This window comes from Streptomyces sp. NPDC004284 (genome assembly GCF_042874035.1).
Classification (GTDB): domain Bacteria; phylum Actinomycetota; class Actinomycetes; order Streptomycetales; family Streptomycetaceae; genus Streptomyces.
This window is the reverse complement of record NZ_JBIAMJ010000003.1, coordinates 521,165-542,435: the sequence shown is the minus strand read 5'-3', so window position 1 is coordinate 542,435 and position 21,271 is coordinate 521,165. Positions and strand designations below refer to the sequence as shown.

Genomic DNA, 21,271 nt, shown 5'->3' with positions numbered 1-21,271 from the left:
AGGATAAAGACACTCTGGTACCAGGCTGAGCGGAGGCGGAGGCTCGGTCCCGTGACTACGACCTCCCCCTCCGTCCGTACGGCTCCCCCTGCCGGTCGCCGGGCCCCGGCGCTCGGCACCCCCGGCCTGTTCACCGTCCTCCTCGGTGCCGCGCTCCCCCTCATCGACTTCTTCATCGTCAACGTCGCCCTGCCGTCCATCGACCAGGACCTCGCCGCGGGCCCGGCGCTCCTGGAGCTGGTCGTCGCCGGGTACGGCCTGGCGTACTCCGTGCTGCTCGTCCTCGGCGGGCGGCTCGGCGACCTCTTCGGCCGCCGCCGGCTCTTCCTCGCCGGCATGGCCGCCTTCGGACTGACCTCGCTGGCCTGCGGGCTCGCCCCGGACGCCTGGACCCTGGTCGCGGCGCGGGTGGCGCAGGGCGCGGCGGCGGCGCTGATGCTGCCGCAGGTCCTCGCGACCATCCACTCCTCGACCGAGGGGCCGCGCCGGGCGCGGGCGCTGAGCCTGTACGGGGCGACCGCCGGGCTCGCGATGGCGGGCGGCCAGATCCTGGGCGGGGTGCTCGTGACCGCCGACATCGCGGGCTCCGGCTGGCGCGCGGTGTTCCTGGTGAACGTGCCGGTGGCGGTGGCGGGCCTGGCCCTCGCCCTCCGTACCGTGCCGGAGACCCGCTCGGACCGGCCGGCGCCGGTGGACGTGCCGGGCACGCTGCTCCTCGCGCTCGCGCTGCTGGCCCTGCTCGCGCCGCTGACGGAGGGCCGGGCGGCGGGCTGGCCGCTGTGGACCTGGGTGTCGCTCGCGGTGTTCCCGTTCGCGGCCGGGGCCTTCTGGTGGGTGGAGCGGCGGGCGGACCGCCGGGGCGCCGTCCCGCTGGTCCCGCCGAGCCTGCTCGCCCTGGTCCCGCTGCGGCGGGGGCTCCCGGTGGTCCTGGCGCTCTCGCTGGGCTTCTCCGGCTTCATGTTCGTGATCGCGGTGGCGCTCCAGCAGGGCCTGCGGATGGGCGCGGTGGCCTCGGGCATGGCGCTCGTGCCGATGGCGCTGGCCTTCTTCGGCGCCTCGCTGGCGGGGCCGCGGCTCGTACGGCGCTGGGGCACCCGGATCGTGCCGGTGGGGGCCCTGCTCCAGGGGCTCGGCATCGCGGCGATCGTGTGGTCGGTGGGGCGCGACTGGCAGGGCCTTTCGGTCGGGGACCTGGTGCCGGGGATGGCGGTGGCGGGGCTCGGCCAGGGGCTCCAGCTGCCGGTGCTGTTCCGGGTGGTGCTCTCCGAGGTGCCGTCGGAGCGGGCGGGCGTGGGCAGCGGGGTCATGGTGACCACGCAGCAGTCGGCGCTGACGCTGGGCGTGGCGACGCTGGGTTCGCTCTTCCTCTCGCTGGCGTCCTCGCCGGCCGCCATGGGCTCGGCGCTGCGGACGACGCTGCTCGTCCAGCTGGGCGTGGTGGCGCTGGCGCTGCTGCTGAGCCTGCGCCTCCCCCGCACGGTGAAGTGACCCCCGGAACGAAGAACGAAGATGGAGTGACAGATATTGAAATCTGTCATCGCACATGTCATGGTTGTTCCATGACCACCACAGCGAAGAACCCCGTCCCCACCCGTCCGCTCGGCGCCACCGGCCCCGTCGTCTCCGCGCTCGGCCTCGGCTGCATGGGCATGTCCGCCCTGTACGGCGAGAGCGACCGGGCCGAGTCGATCGCGACGATCCACGCGGCCCTGGACGCCGGCGTCACCCTGCTCGACACGGGCGACTTCTACGGGATGGGCCACAACGAACTGCTCATCGCCGAAGCGCTGCGGACCGCGCCCGCCGCCGCCCGCGAGCAGGCGCTGACCAGCGTGAAGTTCGGCGCCCTGCGCACGGTCGAGGGCGGCTTCAGCGGGTACGACGGCCGCCCGGCCGCCGTGAAGAACTTCGCGGCGTACTCGCTCCAGCGCCTCGGCGCCGACCACATCGACATCTACCGGATCGCCCGCGTCGACCCCGACGTGCCGATCGAGGAGACCGTCGGCGCCATCGCCGAACTGGTCGAGGCGGGGCACGTCCGGCACATCGGCCTCTCCGAGGTCGGCGCGGACACCCTGCGCCGGGCGGCGGCCGTCGCCCCGATCGCGGACCTCCAGATCGAGTACAGCCTGATATCCCGCTCCATCGAGGAGAAGATCCTCCCCACCGCCCGCGAGCTGGGCATCGGCGTCACCGCGTACGGGGTCCTCTCCCGCGGCCTGATCAGCGGCCACTTCACCCGGGACCGGCAGCTCGGCCCCGGCGACTTCCGCGGCTTCAGCCCGCGCTTCCAGGGCGACAACCTCGACCACAACCTGGACCTCGTGGACCGGCTGCGCGCGGTCGCCGAGGCCAAGGGCGTCACGGTCGCCCAGACCGCGATCGCCTGGGTCCTCGCCCAGGGCACCGACATCGTCCCCCTGATCGGCGCCCGCCGCCGCGACCGCCTCGCCGAGGCCCTCGGCGCCCTGGACGTCACCCTCGACGCCGCCGACCTGGCCGCGATCGAGGAGGCCGTCCCGGCGGACGCGGCGGCCGGCGCCCGCTACCCGGAGGCCCAGATGGCCCACCTGGACAGTGAGCACTGACGGGTACTGTCATTCCATGGCCGCCACCGAGACCCTGACCGCAGAGCGCATCCTCGAAGCCACCGAGGAGGTGCTGCGACGCTACGGGCCGGGGAAGGCGACCGTCGTCGACGTGGCGCGGGTGCTCGGCGTGAGCCACGGCAGCGTCTACCGGCACTTCCGCACGAAGGCGGCGCTGCGCGAGGCGGTCACCGAGCGGTGGCTGGAGCGGACGATCGTGGAGCTCACGCCGTACATGGAGGCCGAGGGCCCGGCGGACTGGCGGCTGACCGGCTGGCTCACGGCCCTGTTCGCCCTGAAGCGCAAGAAGGCGGGCGGGGATCCGGAGCTGATGGCCACCTTCCAGGTGCTGATCGGCGAGAACAGCGCGGTGGTCGACCGGCACGAGGAGCACCTCGTCGAGCAGATCGCCCGCATCCTGGAGGACGGTCGCCGCGAGGGCCTGTTCGCGGCGCCGGAGCGGGACTTCGCGACGACGGCGCGCGCGGTCTTCGACGCCACGGACCGCTTCCACAATCCGGCGCACGCCGCCGACTGGTCGGCCCCGGACGTCGAGGACGCGTTCGCGGCGGTCGTGTCCCTCGTACAGCGCGCACTGAAGGCCTGAGCCGCGCACCCCTTTTGAAGATCATTTGGCTTGGAATTTCCCCTTCCCTGTCCGGTGCATGACTACCGTTCCCCCGCACCTCGACCGTAGAGATCCCAGGGGGAACCATGTCCACACCCGCCAAGCCGGCCCGATCAGGCGGGGCCTCCGCGATCGGGTGGGTCCTCACGATCGGCCTCAACGTCGTCGCGCCGATCCTCACGTACAACACGCTGACCGAGGACCACGGCTGGTCCGAGTTCTCCGCGCTGCTCCTCAGCGGCGCCTGGCCGGTCCTCGACACCGCGATCATGGCCGCCTGGCGCCGCAAGATCGACGAGTTCGCCATGGTCACCCTGGTCTTCCTGGTGATCACGGCCGTGGTCTCGCTGGTCGGCGCGCACACCGCCCGTGCGCTCCTGATCAAGGACTCGGCGGTGACGGGCCTGTTCGGCCTGCTGTGCCTGGTGACGCTGCTCGCCCCGCGCCCGCTGATGTTCTACTTCGGCCGCAAGTTCGCGACCGACGGCACCCCGGAGTCCACGGCCTGGTGGAACGGCATGTGGCAGTTCGAGGGCTTCCGCAACACCATGCGCACGATGACGCTGGTGTGGGGCGTGGCGTACGTGACCGAGGCGCTGGTCCGCATCGCCCTCGCGTACGTCCTCGCGACCAAGACCATGGTCACGCTCAGCCCGATCATGATCTACGGCGTCCTCGGTGCCCTCGGCGTGTGGACGGCCTGGTTCGGCAAGCGCCGCGCGGCGGAGGGGGCCCGGCGCCAGGCCGAGGCCGAGGCCGCGGCGGCAGCGGCCGCGACCGCCTGACGTACACGACGCACAGACGGGAAGGCCCCCGGTTCCGAAGACGGAACCGGGGGCCTTCCCGTGGAAGAAGCGATCAGAGGGTTCAGCAGCCGAGGAGGCGGCTGGCCAGGTAGCCCTGGATCTGGTCGAGGGAGACGCGCTCCTGCTTCATGGTGTCGCGCTCGCGCACGGTCACCGCGTTGTCGTCGAGGGTGTCGAAGTCGACGGTGATGCAGAACGGGGTGCCGATCTCGTCCTGGCGGCGGTAGCGGCGGCCGATGGCGCCGGCGTCGTCGAACTCGATGTTCCAGTTCTGGCGCAGGTCCGCCGCGAGGCCCTTGGCCTTCGGGGAGAGCTGCGGGTTGCGCGACAGCGGCAGGACGGCGGCCTTGACCGGGGCCAGGCGGTGGTCGAGGCGCAGCACGGTGCGCTTCTCCATGACGCCCTTGGCGTTGGGGGCCTCGTCCTCGGTGTACGCGTCGAGCAGGAAGGCCAGCATCGTGCGGCCGACACCGGCCGCCGGCTCGATGACGAACGGCGTGTAGCGCTCGCCGGACTCCTGGTCCAGGTACGTGAGGCTGGCGCCGGAGGCCTTGGAGTGGGCGCTCAGGTCGTAGTCGGTGCGGTTGGCGACGCCCTCGAGCTCGCCCCACTCGCTGCCGCCGAAGGAGAAGCGGTACTCGATGTCGGCGGTGCGCTTCGAGTAGTGGGAGAGCTTCTCCTGCGGGTGCTCGTACCAGCGCATGTTCTCCTCGCGGAGACCCAGGCCGGTGTACCAGTTCCAGCGCTGCTGCATCCAGTACTCCTGCCACTGCTCGTCCTCGCCCGGCTTGACGAAGAACTCCATCTCCATCTGCTCGAACTCGCGCGTGCGGAAGATGAAGTTGCCCGGAGTGATCTCGTTCCGGAAGGACTTGCCCATCTGCGCGATGCCGAACGGGGGCTTCTTGCGCGCGGTGGTCTGCACCTGGGAGAAGTTGGTGAAGATGCCCTGGGCGGTCTCGGGGCGCAGGTACGCGACGGAGCCGGAGTCCTGGGTCGGGCCGAGGTGGGTGGCGAGCAGGCCCGAGAAGTTCTTGGGCTCGGTGAAGGTGCCCTTGTTGCCGCAGTTCGGGCAGTTCAGGTCGGCGAGGCCGTTCTCGGGGAGGCGGCCGTGCTTCTCCTCGTACGCCTCCTCCAGGTGGTCGGCGCGGAAGCGCTTGTGGCAGGAGGTGCACTCGGTCAGCGGGTCGGTGAAGGTGGCGACGTGGCCGGAGGCCTCCCAGACCTCGGTGGCCAGGATGACCGACGAGTCGATGCCGACGACGTCCTCGCGCGAGGTGACCATGTAACGCCACCACTGGCGCTTGATGTTCTCCTTGAGCTCGACGCCCAGGTGTCCGTAGTCCCAGGCGGCGCGCTGACCGCCGTAGATCTCACTGCAGGGGAAAACGAAGCCACGGCGCTTGCTCAGGCTGACGATGGTGTCGATCTTGTCGGCGGCCACGGTGCTCTCTTCATTACGACGACGAAGTGCGAATGCCTCAGGTTACCGGCGCCCTGGGGCCCCGTATCAAATCGGTTCTGCGACGAAGGCCCGCGATGTCCCGGGTGGTCCGGAACACAGACAAGGCAATTGACAACCGTTTCCATCTTTGTTGAAAATGACTGTCATGAACGTACGCCGACTGATACCCAGCACCGCCCTCGCCGGAGCCGTCGCGCTCGGCGCCGTCACCCTCTCCGCCTGCTCCGGGACCTCCGACGCCGCGGACAAGGGGAACGGCGGCAAGCTGGACGTGGTCGCGTCGTTCTACCCCATGCAGTACCTGGCCGAGCAGATAGGCGGCGACCACGTCGCCGTCAACACGCTCACCAAGCCCGGCGTCGAGCCGCACGACCTGGAGCTCAAGCCGCGGCAGGTCGGCGAGCTCGGCGAGGCCGACGTCCTCCTCTACCTCAAGGGCATCCAGCCCGCCGTCGACGAGGCCATCGCCCAGGCCGGCGTGAAGAACACCGTCGACGCCGCCACCCTCACGAAGATGGAGGAGCACGGCGCCGAGGTCGGCCACGACCACGGCGGCGAGGAGGCGGAGTCCGAGGCCGGCGCCGACCCGCACGTCTGGCTGGACCCCGTGAAGTACGCCGAGGTCGCCAAGGGCGTGGGCGCCGCCTTCGAGAAGGCCGACCCGGACCACGCCGCCGACTACGAGAAGAACACCGACGCCCTGGTGAAGAAGCTCGGCGAGCTGAACACCGCGTTCGAGACGGGCCTGAGGACCACCGCCACCAGGACCTTCATCACCACCCACTCCGCCTTCGGCTACCTCGCCGAGCGCTACGGCCTGGAGCAGGAGAGCATCACCGGCATCGACCCCGAGTCCGAGCCGAGCCCCGCCCGCGTCAAGGAGCTCCACGCGATCGCGGAGAAGGACAAGGTCTCCACCGTCTTCTTCGAGACCCTCGCGAGCGACAAGACCGCGAAGACCCTCGCCGGCGACACCGGTCTCAGGACCGATGTGCTCGACCCGCTCGAAGGCATCACCGACAAGTCCAAGGGCCACGACTACATCGAGGTCATGCAGTCCAACCTCGCCGCGCTGAAGACCGCGCTCGGCGCCAAGTAGGAGGCCGTCGTGAGTGATGACCAGCCCGTCCTCTCGATCCACGGAGCCACGGCGGCGCTCGGCGCCCGCCCCGTCCTCCGGGGCGTCGACCTGACCGTCCGGCGCGGCGAGGTCGTCGCCCTGCTCGGCGCCAACGGCTCCGGCAAGTCCACCGCCATCCGCTCCGTCATCGGCCAGGTGCCGCTGACCGGCGGCACGATCGAGCTGTTCGGCACCGAGCAGAAGCGGTTCCGCGACTGGGCCCGCGTCGGCTACGTGCCGCAGCGCACCACCGCCGCGAGCGGCGTCCCCGCCACCATCCGCGAGGTCGTCTCCTCCGGCCGGCTCTCCCGCCGCAGGTTCGGCTGGCTGACGAAGGACGACAAGGCCGCCGTCGAGCGGGCCATCGAACTCGTCGGCCTCACCGACCGCGCCAGGGACTCCGTCTCCGCGCTCTCCGGCGGCCAGCACCAGCGGGTCCTGATCGCCCGCGCGCTCGCCTCCCGGCCCGAACTCCTGATCATGGACGAGCCGATGGCCGGCGTGGACCTCGCCAGCCAGGAGATCCTGGCCGCGACCCTGCGCGAGCAGGTCGCCGGCGGCACGTCCGTCCTCCTCGTCCTGCACGAGCTGGGCCCCCTGGAGCCCCTCATCGACCGCGCGGTCGTCCTGCGCGACGGCTGTGTCGTCCACGACGGCCCGCCGCCCGAGGCCCTCGGCCAGCACGCCCTGCCGGGCCACGACCACGTACATCCGCACGCGGCCGGCGAGCCGCTCCGCACGGGACTGCTGACCTGACCATGGACTTCCTCGAACCCGCCTTCATGCAGCGGGCGCTGATCGCCGCCCTCCTCGTCGGCATCACCGCGCCCGCCGTCGGCGTCTACCTCGTCCAGCGCCGCCAGGCCCTCATGGGCGACGGCATCGGCCACGTCGCCATGACGGGCGTCGGCCTCGGCTTCCTCATGTCGGCGAACCCGGTGTGGATGGCGACGCTGGTCGCCGTCGTCGGCTCCGTCGTCATGGAGCTGATCCGGGCGTACGGCAAGACCCGGGGCGACATGGCGCTCGCGCTGCTCTTCTACGGCGGCATGGCGGGCGGCGTCCTGCTGATCAACCTCTCGCCGACCGGCTCCAACGCCAACCTCACCTCGTACCTCTTCGGCTCGCTCACCACGGTCTCGCCCGAGGACATCACCGCGATCGGCATCCTGGCCGCCTTCGTGGTCCTGGTCACGGTCGGCCTGCGGCGGCAGCTCTTCGCCGTCAGCCAGGACGAGGAGTTCGCCCGGGTCACCGGCCTGCCGGTGCGCGCCCTGAACCTGCTGATCGCGGTCACGGCCGCGGTGACCGTCACGGTCGCCATGCGGGTCGTCGGGCTGCTCCTCGTCAGCGCGCTCATGGTCGTGCCCGTCGCGGCGGCCCAGCAGCTGTCGAAGTCCTTCCGCACGACCTTCGTGGGCGCGGTCCTCATCGGGATCGTCGTGGCCCTGTCCGGCACGATCACCACGTACTACGTGGAGGCCCCGCCCGGCGCGACGATCGTCCTGTACGCGATCGGGATCTTCATCGTCCTGACCCTGCTCGCCACCCCGCTCGCCAAGCGGCGGGCCCGCGCGGCCGAGGCGGCCACGCGGGACTGCGACGCGCAGGTTCCGGCCACGCGGCGGCCCGCGGACGACGTGAAGGTCTGATCCGCGACTGATCCCGGCGGCATGGGGGGCTGGCAGAATGGCGGGGGCAGACAAGCATCCAAGGAGGCCCCCGTGGCGACGGCAGGACCCCCCGTACGCGGCCGCTCGACCAAACAGCGGGCAGCAGTGTCGGCAGCGCTGAGCGAGGTGGACGAGTTCCGCAGCGCCCAGGAGCTGCACGACATGCTCAAGCACCGCGGCGACTCCGTCGGCCTCACCACCGTCTACCGCACGCTCCAGTCCCTCGCGGACGCGGGCGAGGTCGACGCGCTGCGCACCAGTGACGGCGAGACGGTCTACCGCCGCTGCTCGACCGGCGACCACCACCACCATCTGGTCTGCCGCGTCTGCGGCAAGGCCGTGGAGGTGGAGGGCCCGATGGTGGAGCAGTGGGCCGAGACCATCGCGTCGGAACACGGCTTCGTGAACGTGGCGCACACCGTGGAGATCTTCGGGACGTGCGCGGAGTGCGCCGGGAAGTGACCCGATGGCCGAAGGGCCCGCACCGGATCGATCCGGTGCGGGCCCTTCGGCGTCGTCTCAGGCCCTGACCGTGTTCCGGTCCAGGATCGCCCGCAGCCGGTCCTCGTCGGCCGGACCGTCGAGTCCGCGCTTGGGCAGGTACGCGAAGCCGGTGCCGGACGAACGTTCCGTGAAGAGGACGAAGAGCCGGGGCGTCTCCGCGTACCGGGTCAGCAGTGCCCAGCGGATCGCCGTGTCGGTGTCCCGGGTGGTCCACCGCCCGCCGTCCTCGTCGAGGACCGCCCGGGCCTCGCCCTGGGAGCCGATCAGCCGGAAGAGGCTGCGGGCGGACGCCCACGGCACCAGCTCGGCGCAGGCCACGGCCACCAGGCCGAGGAAGACGAGCTTGACCACCACCTCCACGTCGCCGTGCCGCAGCGCCACGACGGCGACGAGGGCGGCCAGCGCGCAGACAGCCCTGGTGGTCCACCGGAACAGCCGCCACCAGCGGGTGGACCGCAGCCTGACCCGTACCGCCTCGTACACCTCGGCGAACTCGGCCGAGTAGACGAGCTCCAGCCGCTCCCCCACGCTCACGCCTTGTCGAGGACCGCGAGGTCCGCCGGGTCGACGCCGCCGAAGCGGCGGTCGCGCTGGGCGTACTCGACGCAGGCCCGCCACAGGTCGCGGCGGTCGAAGTCGGGCCACAGCACGTCCTGGAAGACCATCTCGGCGTACGCGCTCTGCCAGATCAGGTAGTTGGAGGTGCGCTGCTCGCCGCTGGGCCGCAGGAACAGGTCCACGTCCGGCATGTCCGGGTAGTACAGGTACTTCTGGATGGTCTTCTCGGTGATCTTCGCCGGTTCGAGCCGGCCCGCCTTCACGTCCTCGGCCATCGCCTGCGCCGCGTCGGTGAGCTCGGCGCGGCCGCCGTAGTTCATGCAGAAGTACAGCGTGAGCTTGGTGTTGTCCTTCGTCTGCTCCTGCGCGACCTGGAGCTCCTTGGCGACGGACTTCCACAGCTTGGGCATGCGGCCCACCCAGCGCACCCGGATGCCGAGCTCGTCGAGCTGGTCGCGGGTCTTGCGGATGAAGTCGCGGTTGAAGTTCATGAGGAAGCGCACCTCCTCGGGCGAGCGCTTCCAGTTCTCGGTGGAGAAGGCGTACAGCGAGATCGCGCCCACGCCCATCTCGATCGCGCCCTGCAGCACGTCGAGCACCTGCTCCGCGCCGACCTTGTGCCCCTCGGTGCGCGGAAGCCCGCGCTCCTTGGCCCAGCGGCCGTTCCCGTCCATGACGATCGCGACGTGCTCCGGCACCAGCTCGGTCTGGAGCTTCGGCGGGCGGGCACCGGACGGGTGCGGCTCGGGGGTCCTGTATTCCCGGCGCTGGCGCCCGAGGAGTCGTGCGATGGCCATGGCGATGGATCTCCTAAGAGGTGTTGCCGTACTTCACGCGTAGTCGAGTTTCCCACGGCGGGTGGGGCGCCTAGTCGCCCCTGCCGTAGGTGAGACGTTGGACCTGACCGGGCGGGAAGTCGTTCGGGACCTGCTTGCCGTTGACGACGATCCGGACGGCGGCGGCATTGCCGAGGACCAGGGCGACCTGCTTCTTGTCCGTGAAGGTCCTGGTCTCGCCGACGGTCAGCACTCCGTCGAACAGCACGTGGCCGTCGTCGCCCTTCGCCGATACCCAGCTCGTCTCGTCACTCGCGGCGGTCACGACGACGGTGACCCTGTCCTTGGGGGCCGCGCTCGCCCCGGGCGGGGCGGGAGGCGTGGTGGTCGGCGGGGCGGAGGCCTCCGTCGTGGCCGACCGGGAGGCCGTGGCCGACCGGGAATCCGAAGCGGTGACGGAGGGCCCGGCGCCCTTGACCTCGTCCCCCTGCCGGGTGAACGCGAGCAGACCGCCCCCGAGCGCGCCCGTCACGGCGACGGCCACGATCACGAGGGTGACCGTGCGGGGCCTGCGCGGGGGTCCGGCCGGGGCGGGCGGCTCGACACGCGTCCGGTCGGGGGCGGCGAGCACGAGCGTGTTCGGTACGGGGACGGGGACGGGGTCCGGGTTCGCGTCCGGTACGGGATCCAGGTCCGCGTCCAGTACGGGGTCCGGGCTCGCGTCCGGTACGGGGTCCGGGCTCCGGCGCGGATCCGGACTCGGAGTCGGTACAGGGCCTGGGCTCGGGCGCGCGGCCGGCACCGGCCCCGCGCCCGCGTCCGCCCTCAGCGCGCGCAGAAGCTCCTCCGGCGCGGGACGGTCGGCCGGGTCCTTGGACAGGCAGGCGGCGACCAGTGGCCGCAGCTCCCCCGGCAGGGCGGAGACGTCCGCGGGCTCGTGGACCGAGCGGTACATGAGCCCCATGGGCGTGCCGGTGCCGAAGGCGCGGCCGCCGGCCGCCGCGACGAGGACGGCGCCGAGGGCGAAGACGTCGGCGGCGGCGCCGACGTCTTCGCCCTGCGCCTGCTCGGGCGCGAGGTAGCCGGGGGTGCCGAAGGCCGCGCCGGTGGCGGTGAGCCGGGTGGACTCCACGGCCCGCGCGATGCCGAAGTCGAGGACGCGGGGTCCGTCCTCGGCCATGATGATGTTCCCCGGCTTGAGGTCCCGGTGGACGAGCCCGCAGGCGTGGACGGCCTGGAGCGCTTCCGCGAGAGCGGCCCCGAGGGACCTCAACCGCCCCTCGTCCATGGGGCCTTGGAGTTCGATCAGCTCGGCGAGCGTGGGTCCGGGGATGTACGCGGTGGCCAGCCAGGGCACCTTCGCGTCGGGGTCGGCGTCCACGACCGGGGCCGTGTGGAAACCGCCGACCCGGCGGGCGGCCTCGACCTCCGCGCGGAACCGTCGGCGGAAGTGCGGGTCGGCCGCCAGCTCGGGGCGGGCCACCTTGACCGCGACGGCCCGGCCGCCCGGGGACCGGGCGAGGTAGACCGTCCCCATGCCGCCCGCGCCGAGCTCCCGCTCGACGGTGTAGACACCGATCCGCCGCGGCAGGTCCGCGTCGTTCTCCATCGCCCGCACTCCTCCCCCTGCGCACGGCCGTCCGTGCGCGACCGCGCCCTCCGGGCCCTCGTCAGCCCTTCTCCACGTACCGCAGCGAGCGCAGGCCGCGCTCCAGGTGCCAGTGGAGATAGGCGGACACGAGCCCGCTGCCCTCCCTGACGTGACGCGGCTCGCACGCGTCCGCCGTCGCCCAGTCGCCGGTGAGCAGCGCGCTGAGCAGACCGATGGCCTCGGTGGAGGGTACGACGCTTCCGGGGACCCGGCAGTCACCGCATATGACCCCGCCCGCGGCGACCGAGAAGAACCGGTTCGGCCCGTGGAGGCCGCATTTCGCGCAGTCCTCGAAGCTGGGCGCGTAGCCGTTCACGGCGAGGGAGCGGAGGAGGAAGGCGTCGAGGATGAGGTGGGGGGCGTGCTCGCCCCGGGCGAGCGTCCGCAGACCGCCGACGAGGAGCAGGTACTGCTGGACGGCGGGCTCGCCCTCGTGGTCGGTGAACCGTTCCGCCGTCTCCAGCATGGCCGTGCCGGCGGTGTACCGGGCGTAGTCGGTGACGATCCCGCCGCCGTACGCGGCGATGGTCTCGCTCTGCGTGCACAGCGGAAGGCCGCGTCCGACCAGTTCGCTCCCCCGGGCGAAGAACTGCACGTCCACGTGCGAGAAGGGTTCGAGGCGCGCCCCGAACTTCGACTTCGTCCGGCGCACGCCCCGCGCGACGGCGCGTACGCGGCCGTGACCGCGCGTGAGGATCGTGATGATGCGGTCCGCTTCGCCCAGCTTCTGGGTGCGCAGCACGATGCCGTCGTCGCGGAACAGACTCATGCGGTCCATTCTCCCGTACGGCACTGACAGGAGGGACTCACGGCCCCGGGGAGACGCGGGTCACACCTGGCCGTGTCACAGGGGCTCGGGCTGCCTCGTCTCGTGGGTGTGACCGATAGACGACCCACCCCGAGGAGCACCCCATGGACGCACGACTGAACCTCTTCGCCAGCGCCACCGCCGGCAAGGCCTTCAAGCACGTGATGGCGGCGGGCATGACGGTCAGGGAGTCGAGGCTCCCGATCACGACCCAGGAGCTGGTCTCGCTGCGCGTGAGCCAGATCAACGGCTGTGCCGTCTGCATCGACATGCACACGAAGGAGGCCGCCCACGCCGGCGAGACGGCGCTGCGGCTCCACCTGGTGGCGGCCTGGCGCGAGGCCACCGTCTACACCGAGGCCGAGCGCGCCGCGCTCGAACTCGCCGAGGAGGGCACCCGGACCGCCGACGGGGCCGGCGGCGTCAGCGACGAGGTCTGGGAGCGGGCCGCCCGGCACTACGACGAGGAGCAGCTCACCGCCCTCGTCCTCCACATCGCCTTCATGAACCTGGCGAACCGGATCAACGTCATCACCCGGCAGCCGGCGGGCGACTACGAGGTCGGCCGGTTCCACTGACGGACCCGCCCGCCTGGATGATCATGAAGTTTCACCGGTACGGGGAGAGGACGCCGTCATGAGCAAGGCCGAGGAGTTCAGCAAGGTCGAGGAGTTCGAGGGACTGCGCCCCCTGCTGTTCTCGATCGCCTACCGGATCCTCGGCAGCGTCAGCGAGGCCGAGGACGCGGTCCAGGAGACCTGGCTGCGCTTCGACGGCTCCTCGACCCGGCCCACGTCGACCAAGGCGTTCCTCTCCGCCACGGTCACCCGTCTCTCGATCGACGTCCTGCGCTCCGCGCGCGTGCGGCGCGAGGAGTACGTCGGCCCCTGGTTCCCCGAGCCGCTGCTCAGCGATCCGTACGAGGACCCGGCTCGCGCGGTGGAGCTGGCCGACTCGGTCTCGATGGCGGCGCTGCTGCTCCTGGAACGGCTCAGCCCCCTGGAGCGGGCGGTCTTCCTCCTGCGGGAGGTCTTCGCCTTCGACTTCCAGGACATCGCCGAGGCCGTGGACCGCTCGGAGGCGGCCTGCCGTCAGCTGCTCGTACGGGCCCGGCGGCACATGCACGACGGACGCCCCCGCTTCACGGCCGACCGCCGGGAGCGGCAGGAGCTCTCCACCCGGTTCTTCGACGCGCTCAGGAACGGCGACGTCGGCGGGCTCCAGGACCTCCTGGCGGCCGACGTCCAGCTCGTCGGCGACAGCGGCGGCAAGGCCCCGCGCTTCGCCCGGACCATCGTGGGCGCGGAGAAGGTGGCGCGGCTCCTCGGCGCGGTCTTCCCCTCCCTCGTCGCGATCGACGTCACGTGCGAGCCGCACGAGGTCAACGGCCAGCCCGGCGCGATCTACCGCGACCGCGACGGCGGGATCCTCCAGATCTTCGCCCTCGACGTCCTCGACGGGCGGGTCCAGACCATCCGCGCGGTCCTCAACCCCGACAAGCTCGCCCACCTCGGTCCGGTCGCCGACCCCTGGGCCGTCACCCGCGAGGTCCAGCGGGTGCGCCGCAGCCCCCGCTGACACCGTCAGCGGGGGGCGGTGGTGTGTGCTCAGTAGCCGCCGGCGTGGACGAGGTACCCGTAGTAGCGCCCGGCGACGGGCGTGTTCGGGTCGCCCGCGAAGCCGTACGAGAGCGGCTGGGCCGAGGCGTGGCCGCGGAGTTCGGCGGCCACTCCGGCCGGGGACAGGCCCGCGCACGGCCCGGCGGCGATGCACAGCGCGGCCGTGCCGGCCACGTGCGGCGAGGCCATCGACGTACCGGAGAGGACGGTGGTGCCGCCGCCGTTGCGGGTGGAGTTGATGCACACCCCCGGACCGGCGATGGTGTGGGCGGCGTCCGCCGTGCTCACGGCGAAGCTGGAGAAGTCGGCCGCCGTCTCGTCGACGTCGGCCCGGCAGGTCGCGGCGGCGCCTCCGCCGGACTGCCCGTTGAAGTCGGCCATGGCGGTCACGGTGAGGACCTCGTCGTAGGAGGCGGGCCGGTGGTTGGCGATGTCGTCGGTGCTGTTGCCGGCCGCGGCCACCAGGGTGACGCCCTTGTTCTTCACCACGTTGCAGATCGCCTGGTGCCAGGGGTCCTGGTTGCTGTTCCCGCAGTTGCCGTCGTCGGCCCCGTCGCCGCCGAGGCTCATGTTCGCGACCTTGATGCCGTACCGGGCGGCGTTGTTCGCCAGCCAGTTGAGCCCGCAGATGATGTTGGAGGTGCTTCCGCTGCCGTTGGCGCCGAGCACCTTCACCGAGTACAGCCGGGCGCCGGGCGCGACCCCGACCACGTCGTCGCCGTTGTCCCGGGCGGCGACGGTGCCGGCCACGTGGGTGCCGTGGCCGTTGTTGTCCCGGTAGGAGTTGGGCAGGAAGGGATTCATGCAGTTGTAGCCGCCGACCACGTTGAGATCGCGGTGTCCGGTGTCGATCCCGGTGTCGAGGATCGCCACCGCCGCGTCGACGCCGCCCGACCCGTTCCCGGCGGCCGTACTGCTCACGTCGGCCTGGATCCGGTCCACCCCGGTCGGCAGCACCTGCTGGGTGGCGTGCACGGGCAGATCGGGGGCGACCGCCTTGACGTTCGGGTCCGCCCGCAGCGCGGCCACCTGGGACTCCGGGATCACCGCCGAGTACCCGACGATCGCGTCCTGGTACCGGAAGCCCGCCCGCGCCCCGTGGTCCCGCCCGTGCCCCTGCACGACCGTTTCGAGCCGGTCGCGGGCCGAGTCCTTGAGGACGACCACGTACCGCCCTTCCGGTTCCGCGCCCCTCCCCTCCGTCGCCTCGGCCCCCGTGAGTCCCCCCGCCAGCAACGCGCCTGCCGCCGCGGACACCGCGGCCAGCCGGTACGCCGATCCCGCCATGCCGAACACCTCGCTTCCCTTTCGTGGTCGACGAACCCGAACCGGTTCGCGACGACCACGTAACCGGGGCTGCGAGGTGCGTGCAGCGCGGGCGCGGCGGATGGACTAACAGACGTGACCCAGGGTCACGGGCCGCTCAGGGCACCTCGCCCCGGCTCCGCGCGTTGACGTGCGCCGTCGCCGCGCTCAGCCGCTCCGCCGAGGTGGCCTCCCGCACCCCCTCCGGCTCCACGTCCCACTCCCGTCCGCCCCCCAGCGGCCGGATCTGGACGTACGGACCCTCACGCCCCATGAGCGTCCCGACCCGTCCGGTGCGGATCTCGACGACGTACGACCCGATGGGCAGCGTCACGAGCGACTCTCCTCCCTCGGCAGTACGGCGGCGGCGAGGAGCCGGGCCGTTTCCACCGTGCAGCATCCCAATTCCACGAGCGGCCGCGGGGGCTCCGCGGCGAGCGTGACGACGTCGAGCCCGAGCGAGGGCAGGGTGATTCCCGCCCTCGCGAGTGCCTCGCGCAATTCCGCCACCGCCTCTTGTGCGGTTCCTGCCGTCCCCGAGATCGCCTTCATGGTGTCTTCCTTCACCAACGTATGCCTTTCTGAATCCATTTCCCGCTTCGCCTCTCCAGGGTGCGGGCAGATCCGTAGAATCGGCAGACGCGCAGGTCGTACAACTGCGGCGTAGGGTTGGGGAGTTAATCCATGGCCAAGAGCAAGCGGCAGGAGCCGTGGGAGTTCTCCGGTGAGCCCCTCAAGGAACGCCACGGGGCGACGGGACCCACTCAGAACGAGCTGGACATACGGGTGTTCGCATCAGGGGCGTACATCGGACTGTTCGAGCGGGGAATTCGAAAGCCCCAGCCGGACGTGGCGGTAAGAATCGAAGAGGCCCTACAAACCGGCAGTTTTTTCGAACAGCCGGTCCGGAAGCCCATCAACACATCACCGTACGCGTCCTATTTCACCGAGGTGGCGAAGCCGGCCCTGATCGAGCCGGCGGCGGAGGACTTCAGACGACGCGCGCGTACGACCTGAACAACGCCCACCGGTTCAAGAGCAGCCGCGGCAACGGTGGAGGCGGCAACCGCGTCGAGGGCGCATACGACTTCACCGGCGTCGCCCCCGTCCGCGACGGCAAGGTCACCGACGGCCCCGTCCTCATCGCCCCGGCCGCCGCCCGGACCGCCTTCGCCGCCGGCGTCAAGGAGTGAGCGACGCCGCCCGACGCTTGCGCCACCACGTCAGCGCGGGCGCGAGCGCCGCGAGGACGAGGAGTGCGCCGGTGATGGCCAAGTGCGCCGGCGTACGCCCCTGTGTGAGCGTGTACGCCGCGCAGGCCGTCCCGCCGAGGGTGAGGCCGAGCGCGGGCGGCCAGCGGTCCGCGGCCAGACCCGTGATGACGACGGCGTACGCGGGTATGGCGGCGAGGGCGAGGACCCAGCCGTTGAGCCGGTAGCCCTCGGCGGCAACGCAGCCGCCGCGGGGGCCGGTTCGGCAGCCGCCTTCGACGAGGCCGAGGAGGCCCCAGGTCACGGCCGCGAGGACCACGGCGGTGAGCGGCATCCACCAGGGCTGCGACCAGTTCTCCTCGTCGAGCGTCCATCTGCTGCCGCGTCGGCCCATATCCGCCCCTCCCCCGTTGGCGCTCCGACGCGCGCGGTCGCAGCATGGAAGGAGGAGAACCGGTTCCCTTCCATGCCGCACGCACATCGCCGTGGGAGTCACCATGCCCATGCTGCTGATCAAGGGATCCTTCCATCTCTCGGGCTTCACGGCCCCCGACGGGGACACCGTCCCCTTCATTCCGGACTACGTGGGCGAGTGGAAGCTCGTCCGGGGCTGCGAGAAGCCCCAGCCGGCGCGCGACGGGCACGTCGACATCCGACTCGAAGGCATCGACGCGCTGGAGACCCACTACTCGGGGAACTACGGGGACGAGAAGCGCCAGCCGGCCAAGTTCGGCGACCAGGCCACGGACGCGCTGCTGACGTTCCTCGGCTTCAGCGACATCCGGCGGACCCCCGACCCGCACCACCCGCACGACATGATCTCGGCGACCCCGGAGTCGGTCCCGGGCTTCATCCTCACCAACGGCGCCGACGTCTTCGGCCGCTGCGTGGCGTTCGCCTGCGTGGGCGAGCCGCCGGGGGCCAGTGGCTATGAGCTGGACGTGTCGGTGAAGCTCCTGAAGGAGAGGACGGCCAACTACCACCTGCTCTCCGAGGGTCTGGTGTATCCGACGTTCTACGAGGGCCTGCTCCCCGTGCTGCGCAACGCGCTGGCCGACGGCAAGGCGGAGGCGCAGGCCGGGGTCGGCAAGGGCATCTGGAACATCGCGACCGACTCGATGGGTGACGTGACCCTCAGCGGGGCGAAGATCACCGGGATGGACTCGATCACCGGCGACGTGGTGATCCTCCCGAAGCTCTTCCGGCGCATGAAGGAGTACTTCTCGCTCGGCAACACCACGCTCGACGCCCTCCCCGCCTACCTGGCGGGAGCCGCGGACAAGTTCCTCGACCTGACGCAGACCGACCCGAAGGAGCAGATCGGGCTGCACCGGATCGTCGAGATCACCAACGGCAACACGGTGCGGATGACGATCCCTTCGGAGAAGATCCTCTTCAAGCCGAAGTGAGCCGTCGCGCGGGCAGTCGACCGAGGCCGTACGCGCCCGCCGCCGTCGCCCACAGCAGGACGGGCAGCGCGGCGACGCGCTCCATGCCGCCCATGCCGAGGCCCAGGTAGTGGCGGGACAGGAAGAGCCCGAAGGCCGTCAGCGCGACGAGGCCGAGCACGCTCGCGGCCCGACGCAGCGCGCCCGGCAGCTCCCGGGCCAGGCCGCCGCCCGCCGCCACGAGGCCGATGTTGCCCAGGCCCATGACGAGGAGGGCGCCGAGGACGTGCTGGTTCTCGTCGGTGTCGGCGGGCGCGAGGCCCACGAGGACGAAGCCGAGGCCGGCCACGGTCAGCAGGGCCCGCGCCGTGACGGCGGCGGCGCCCCGGCGCCACAGCGGGCCGGTCAGCACGGCGCCGACGGCGAGCAGGACGCCGAGGGCGACGAACGAGCCGTTCATCAGGCCGTGTTCGGGCGAGCATACGAAGCGGGGCTCCGGCTCGCCCTGGAGCGCGCAGAGCGCGTTCCCCAGGTCGCTGATGTTGTTGTGGGCCCAGCTGTAGGGACTCGCCCAGGCGGACTCCACGATTCCGTGGACGACGAAGAACTGGACCACACCCGCGATCCACGCGGCACAACCGATGCGTTCTCTCATCCCCCCAGCCGATCACGCGGGTCCGGCCGCGGACATGGTGGCGACCCCCGCGCCCGGGATGGGGCCAACCCCCGTGCCACGAAACGGAAGCGGGCGCCGTCCAACCCCCGGGCGGCCCCCCTCCCGTGAACCGGGCCCCGCCCCTACCATCCCGTCCATGCCGATCACCCCGTCCACACCCGTCGTCCAGGGCTCCCAGAAGGCCTCCCTCCAACTCGAAGGCGACGCGCTGCTCCTGAGCCGCCCGCACGAGGAGACGCGCATCCCGCTGGCGGCGGTCGAGCGGATACGGGCCGAGGGGCGGACGCTCACCGTCGAGCTGACGGCTCCGGCGGGAACGACCCGCTACGTGCACCGGATCGACGGGGTGAGCGAGGCGGGGGCCGGCATGTTCGCCGAGACCGTGAACGCCGCCCTGCCGGGGACGCCCGGGCGGGACACGGCGGCCGACGGGACCGCCCTCGTGGAGACGCGCGGGCTCCCCCTGAGCCGGCGGTCGAGGAAGCTGCGGCGCGTGATGTGGCTGTCGGCCGGCGCCTTCGGGCTGCTCGTCCTCTCGTGCGTGCTCATGGCCGTCGCCGGGCAACCGGTCGCCGTGATCGCCTTCGCGCCCGGAGGGATCGTCGCGGTCGCGGCCCTCGCCCTCGGCGCGAACGCGCTGGCCAACTGGTACCGCGAGTGGCGTCTGGTCCGGCACGGCATCACGACCTTCGCCGCCGAGGTCCCGGAGAGGCCGGGGATGTACCTGTACACGGACCCGGCGGGGCTGATCCGCCATGTGTTCACCTGGGCCGGCGGCATCGCCGTCAAGGTCAGCTACGACCCCGTCGACCCGGGGAACGTCGTCCTCCCGAGGACCGCCCTGTTCCGGCGCGGGGAGCTCGCGCTCGGCCTGCTCTGCACCCTCGTCGCGCTCGCCGGCCTGACCGGTACGGTCGCCTGGGCGGTCATGGCGTTCGTCGATCCCGAGTCGGTCTCCGGCGCCTTCTAGGGTTACTTATGGAAGTCATAAGTTGACCTTATGAGGCCATAGACCGGGGGCGGGTACCACTCCGCGCGAGGCGTTATTTAGGGTGGCCTAAGTGTCGGCGGCTTCGCCGCCACGTCGCTTGCGAAGGGAAACCCCGTCATGCCCCGCCCCCTCCGGGTCGCGATCGTCGGCGCCGGCCCCGCCGGAATCTACGCCGCCGATGCGCTGCTGAAGTCCGACGCCGCCGCCGAGCCGGGCGTGTCGATCGACCTCTTCGAGCGGATGCCCGCGCCGTTCGGCCTGATCCGCTACGGCGTCGCCCCCGACCACCCGCGCATCAAGGGCATCATCACCGCCCTCCACCAGGTCCTCGACAAGCCGCAGGTCCGCCTCTTCGGCAACGTGAACTACGGCACCGACGTCCACCTCGACGACCTGCGCTCCTTCTACGACGCGGTGATCTTCTCGACCGGCGCCATGTTCGACCGCGAGCTGAGGATTCCCGGTGTGGAGCTCGACGGCTCGTACGGCGCGGCCGACTTCGCGTCCTGGTACGACGGCCACCCGGACGTCCCGCGCACCTGGCCCCTGGAGGCCGAGAAGGTCGCCGTCCTCGGCGTCGGCAACGTGGCCCTGGACATCGCGCGGATCCTCGCCAAGACGGCGGACGAGCTGCTGCCCACGGAGATCCCGGCGAACGTCCACGACGGCCTCAAGGCCAACAAGGCCGTCGAGATCCACGTCTTCGGCCGTCGCGGTCCGGCACAGGCGAAGTTCAGCCCGATGGAGCTGCGCGAGCTCGACCACTCGCCGAACATCGAGGTCATCGTCAACCCCGAGGACATCGACTACGACGAGGGCTCGATCGCCGAGCGCCGCAAGAACAAGCAGACCGACATGGTCGCCAAGACCCTGGAGAACTGGGCGATCCGCGACGTCGGCGACCGCCCGCACAAGCTCTTCCTGCACTTCTTCGAGTCCCCCGTCGAGATCCTCGGCGAGGACGGGCAGGTCGTCGGCCTGCGCACCGAGCGCACCGAGCTCGACGGCACGGGCAACGTCAAGGGCACCGGCACCACCACCGACTGGGACGTCCAGGCCGTGTACCGGGCCGTGGGCTACCTCTCCGACGAGCTGCCCAAGATCCCCTGGGACGCCGTCTCCGGCACCATCCCGGACCAGGGCGGCCGCGTGATCGAGGAGACCGGCGAGCACCTGGCCTCCACGTACTGCACCGGCTGGATCCGGCGCGGCCCCGTCGGCCTCATCGGCCACACCAAGGGCGACGCCAACGAGACCGTGGCGAACCTCCTGGACGACTTCGCGAACGGGCGCCTGCTCGCCCCCGAGACCCCGGAGGAGGACGCGGTCGTGTCCTTCCTGGAGGGCAAGGGCGTCACGTACACGACGTGGGAGGGCTGGTACGCCCTCGACGCCGCCGAGAAGGCGCTCGGCGAGCCGCAGGGCCGCGAGCGCGTGAAGATCGTCGAGCGCGAGGACATGCTGCGCGCGAGCGGCGCGATCGACTAGCGGCTCGCGGGGCCCT

Annotated in this window: 25 protein-coding genes; 15 read left to right on the top strand and 10 right to left on the bottom strand. The window is 71.5% G+C overall.

The features are described 5' to 3' along the window. Positions 1-51: 51 nt before the first annotated feature. From ACFYUS_RS12075 to ACFYUS_RS12060, 4 genes are all read left to right on the top strand, one after another. The gene (locus ACFYUS_RS12075) at positions 52-1,488 is read left to right on the top strand and encodes an MFS transporter (RefSeq protein ID WP_388849023.1); all 1,437 of its coding nucleotides are present in this window, start codon (positions 52-54) and stop codon (positions 1,486-1,488) included. Positions 1,489-1,559: 71 nt separating this feature from the next. Then, positions 1,560-2,588 carry an aldo/keto reductase gene (locus ACFYUS_RS12070; protein WP_388849020.1) on the top strand — a complete coding sequence of 343 codons (1,029 nt, stop codon included), beginning with the start codon at positions 1,560-1,562 and terminating at the stop codon, positions 2,586-2,588. 16 nt (positions 2,589-2,604) lie between these two features. Next, complete coding sequence (locus ACFYUS_RS12065) at positions 2,605-3,195, top strand: TetR/AcrR family transcriptional regulator (RefSeq protein WP_388849017.1); 591 nt, start codon at positions 2,605-2,607, stop codon at positions 3,193-3,195. 107 nt (positions 3,196-3,302) lie between these two features. Then, positions 3,303-4,001 (top strand): VC0807 family protein, encoded by a 699-nt coding sequence (locus ACFYUS_RS12060; RefSeq protein WP_388849014.1) that lies wholly within the window; start codon positions 3,303-3,305, stop codon positions 3,999-4,001. Between the two features lie 82 nt (positions 4,002-4,083). Here the strand turns inward: ACFYUS_RS12060 and ACFYUS_RS12055 are convergent, their stop codons facing one another. Beyond that, entirely contained in the window at positions 4,084-5,466 is a 1,383-nt protein-coding gene (locus ACFYUS_RS12055; RefSeq protein ID WP_388849011.1) for a glycine--tRNA ligase, read from the bottom strand. A 166-nt stretch (positions 5,467-5,632) separates the two neighbouring features. On the opposite strand from ACFYUS_RS12055, the gene ACFYUS_RS12050 reads away from it, so the two are divergent. The 4 genes from ACFYUS_RS12050 (at position 5,633) to ACFYUS_RS12035 (ending at position 8,742) form a co-directional block, all read left to right on the top strand. Beyond that, the gene (locus ACFYUS_RS12050) at positions 5,633-6,586 is read left to right on the top strand and encodes a metal ABC transporter substrate-binding protein (RefSeq protein WP_388849007.1); all 954 of its coding nucleotides are present in this window, start codon (positions 5,633-5,635) and stop codon (positions 6,584-6,586) included. Positions 6,587-6,595: 9 nt separating this feature from the next. Further along, on the top strand, positions 6,596-7,363 hold the full coding sequence (locus ACFYUS_RS12045) for a metal ABC transporter ATP-binding protein (protein WP_388849004.1): 768 nt from the start codon (positions 6,596-6,598) through the stop codon (positions 7,361-7,363). Between the two features lie 2 nt (positions 7,364-7,365). After that, positions 7,366-8,259: a metal ABC transporter permease gene (locus ACFYUS_RS12040; protein WP_388849001.1), complete on the top strand. Its 894-nt coding sequence runs from the start codon at positions 7,366-7,368 to the stop codon at positions 8,257-8,259. 72 nt (positions 8,260-8,331) lie between these two features. Continuing rightward, positions 8,332-8,742, top strand: a complete 411-nt coding sequence (locus tag ACFYUS_RS12035) for a Fur family transcriptional regulator (protein ID WP_382856207.1) — start codon at positions 8,332-8,334, stop codon at positions 8,740-8,742. A gap of 57 nt (positions 8,743-8,799) precedes the next feature. Here ACFYUS_RS12035 and ACFYUS_RS12030 read toward each other — a convergent pair whose 3' ends face one another. The 4 genes from ACFYUS_RS12030 to recO all read right to left on the bottom strand — a co-directional run bounded on the left by ACFYUS_RS12030 (position 8,800) and on the right by recO (position 12,538). Continuing rightward, a complete protein-coding gene (locus tag ACFYUS_RS12030; protein ID WP_388848997.1) occupies positions 8,800-9,312 on the bottom strand; it encodes a YcxB family protein in 513 nt (170 codons plus the stop codon). 2 nt (positions 9,313-9,314) lie between these two features. After that, positions 9,315-10,139 carry an isoprenyl transferase gene (locus ACFYUS_RS12025; RefSeq protein WP_388848994.1) on the bottom strand — a complete coding sequence of 275 codons (825 nt, stop codon included), beginning with the start codon at positions 10,137-10,139 and terminating at the stop codon, positions 9,315-9,317. 70 nt (positions 10,140-10,209) lie between these two features. Further along, positions 10,210-11,727 (bottom strand): RodZ domain-containing protein, encoded by a 1,518-nt coding sequence (locus ACFYUS_RS12020; RefSeq protein ID WP_388848991.1) that lies wholly within the window; start codon positions 11,725-11,727, stop codon positions 10,210-10,212. A 61-nt stretch (positions 11,728-11,788) separates the two neighbouring features. Next, positions 11,789-12,538: a DNA repair protein RecO gene (gene recO / locus ACFYUS_RS12015; RefSeq protein ID WP_388848988.1), complete on the bottom strand. Its 750-nt coding sequence runs from the start codon at positions 12,536-12,538 to the stop codon at positions 11,789-11,791. A 143-nt stretch (positions 12,539-12,681) separates the two neighbouring features. Here recO and ACFYUS_RS12010 point away from each other — a divergent pair, with 143 nt between their 5' ends. Together ACFYUS_RS12010 and ACFYUS_RS12005 are read left to right on the top strand one after the other, a co-directional pair. Continuing rightward, a complete protein-coding gene (locus tag ACFYUS_RS12010; RefSeq protein ID WP_388848985.1) occupies positions 12,682-13,155 on the top strand; it encodes a carboxymuconolactone decarboxylase family protein in 474 nt (157 codons plus the stop codon). 58 nt (positions 13,156-13,213) lie between these two features. After that, entirely contained in the window at positions 13,214-14,155 is a 942-nt protein-coding gene (locus tag ACFYUS_RS12005; RefSeq protein WP_388848982.1) for an RNA polymerase sigma-70 factor, read from the top strand. Between the two features lie 29 nt (positions 14,156-14,184). On the opposite strand, the gene ACFYUS_RS12000 is transcribed toward ACFYUS_RS12005, so the two are convergent. The 3 genes from ACFYUS_RS12000 to ACFYUS_RS11990 all read right to left on the bottom strand — a co-directional run bounded on the left by ACFYUS_RS12000 (position 14,185) and on the right by ACFYUS_RS11990 (position 16,053). Continuing rightward, positions 14,185-15,483, bottom strand: a complete 1,299-nt coding sequence (locus ACFYUS_RS12000; protein ID WP_388848979.1) for a S8 family serine peptidase — start codon at positions 15,481-15,483, stop codon at positions 14,185-14,187. A 136-nt stretch (positions 15,484-15,619) separates the two neighbouring features. Further along, positions 15,620-15,835: a hypothetical protein gene (locus ACFYUS_RS11995; protein WP_376590413.1), complete on the bottom strand. Its 216-nt coding sequence runs from the start codon at positions 15,833-15,835 to the stop codon at positions 15,620-15,622. Further along, complete coding sequence (locus ACFYUS_RS11990; protein WP_388848976.1) at positions 15,832-16,053, bottom strand: hypothetical protein; 222 nt, start codon at positions 16,051-16,053, stop codon at positions 15,832-15,834. The genes ACFYUS_RS11995 and ACFYUS_RS11990 overlap by 4 nt, the downstream gene beginning before the upstream one ends. A 132-nt stretch (positions 16,054-16,185) precedes the next feature. Here ACFYUS_RS11990 and ACFYUS_RS11985 point away from each other — a divergent pair, with 132 nt between their 5' ends. Then, a complete protein-coding gene (locus ACFYUS_RS11985; protein WP_388848973.1) occupies positions 16,186-16,518 on the top strand; it encodes a helix-turn-helix domain-containing protein in 333 nt (110 codons plus the stop codon). Beyond that, positions 16,425-16,694 (top strand): DUF397 domain-containing protein, encoded by a 270-nt coding sequence (locus ACFYUS_RS11980; protein ID WP_388849186.1) that lies wholly within the window; start codon positions 16,425-16,427, stop codon positions 16,692-16,694. The genes ACFYUS_RS11985 and ACFYUS_RS11980 overlap by 94 nt, the downstream gene beginning before the upstream one ends. On the opposite strand, the gene ACFYUS_RS11975 is transcribed toward ACFYUS_RS11980, so the two are convergent. Further along, the gene (locus ACFYUS_RS11975) at positions 16,684-17,106 is read right to left on the bottom strand and encodes a hypothetical protein (protein ID WP_388848970.1); all 423 of its coding nucleotides are present in this window, start codon (positions 17,104-17,106) and stop codon (positions 16,684-16,686) included. The genes ACFYUS_RS11980 and ACFYUS_RS11975 overlap by 11 nt on opposite strands. Positions 17,107-17,209: 103 nt before the next feature. Here ACFYUS_RS11975 and ACFYUS_RS11970 point away from each other — a divergent pair, with 103 nt between their 5' ends. Further along, a complete protein-coding gene (locus tag ACFYUS_RS11970) occupies positions 17,210-18,121 on the top strand; it encodes a nuclease (RefSeq protein WP_388848967.1) in 912 nt (303 codons plus the stop codon). Here the strand turns inward: ACFYUS_RS11970 and ACFYUS_RS11965 are convergent. Beyond that, the gene (locus ACFYUS_RS11965) at positions 18,108-18,755 is read right to left on the bottom strand and encodes a DUF998 domain-containing protein (protein WP_388848964.1); all 648 of its coding nucleotides are present in this window, start codon (positions 18,753-18,755) and stop codon (positions 18,108-18,110) included. The genes ACFYUS_RS11970 and ACFYUS_RS11965 overlap by 14 nt on opposite strands. A 157-nt stretch (positions 18,756-18,912) precedes the next feature. Between ACFYUS_RS11965 and ACFYUS_RS11960 the strand changes: the two genes are divergently transcribed. Both ACFYUS_RS11960 and ACFYUS_RS11955 read left to right on the top strand, forming a co-directional pair. Beyond that, positions 18,913-19,746 carry a hypothetical protein gene (locus ACFYUS_RS11960; RefSeq protein ID WP_388848961.1) on the top strand — a complete coding sequence of 278 codons (834 nt, stop codon included), beginning with the start codon at positions 18,913-18,915 and terminating at the stop codon, positions 19,744-19,746. Between the two features lie 138 nt (positions 19,747-19,884). Continuing rightward, entirely contained in the window at positions 19,885-21,255 is a 1,371-nt protein-coding gene (locus ACFYUS_RS11955; RefSeq protein WP_388848957.1) for an FAD-dependent oxidoreductase, read from the top strand. Positions 21,256-21,271: the final 16 nt, after the last annotated feature.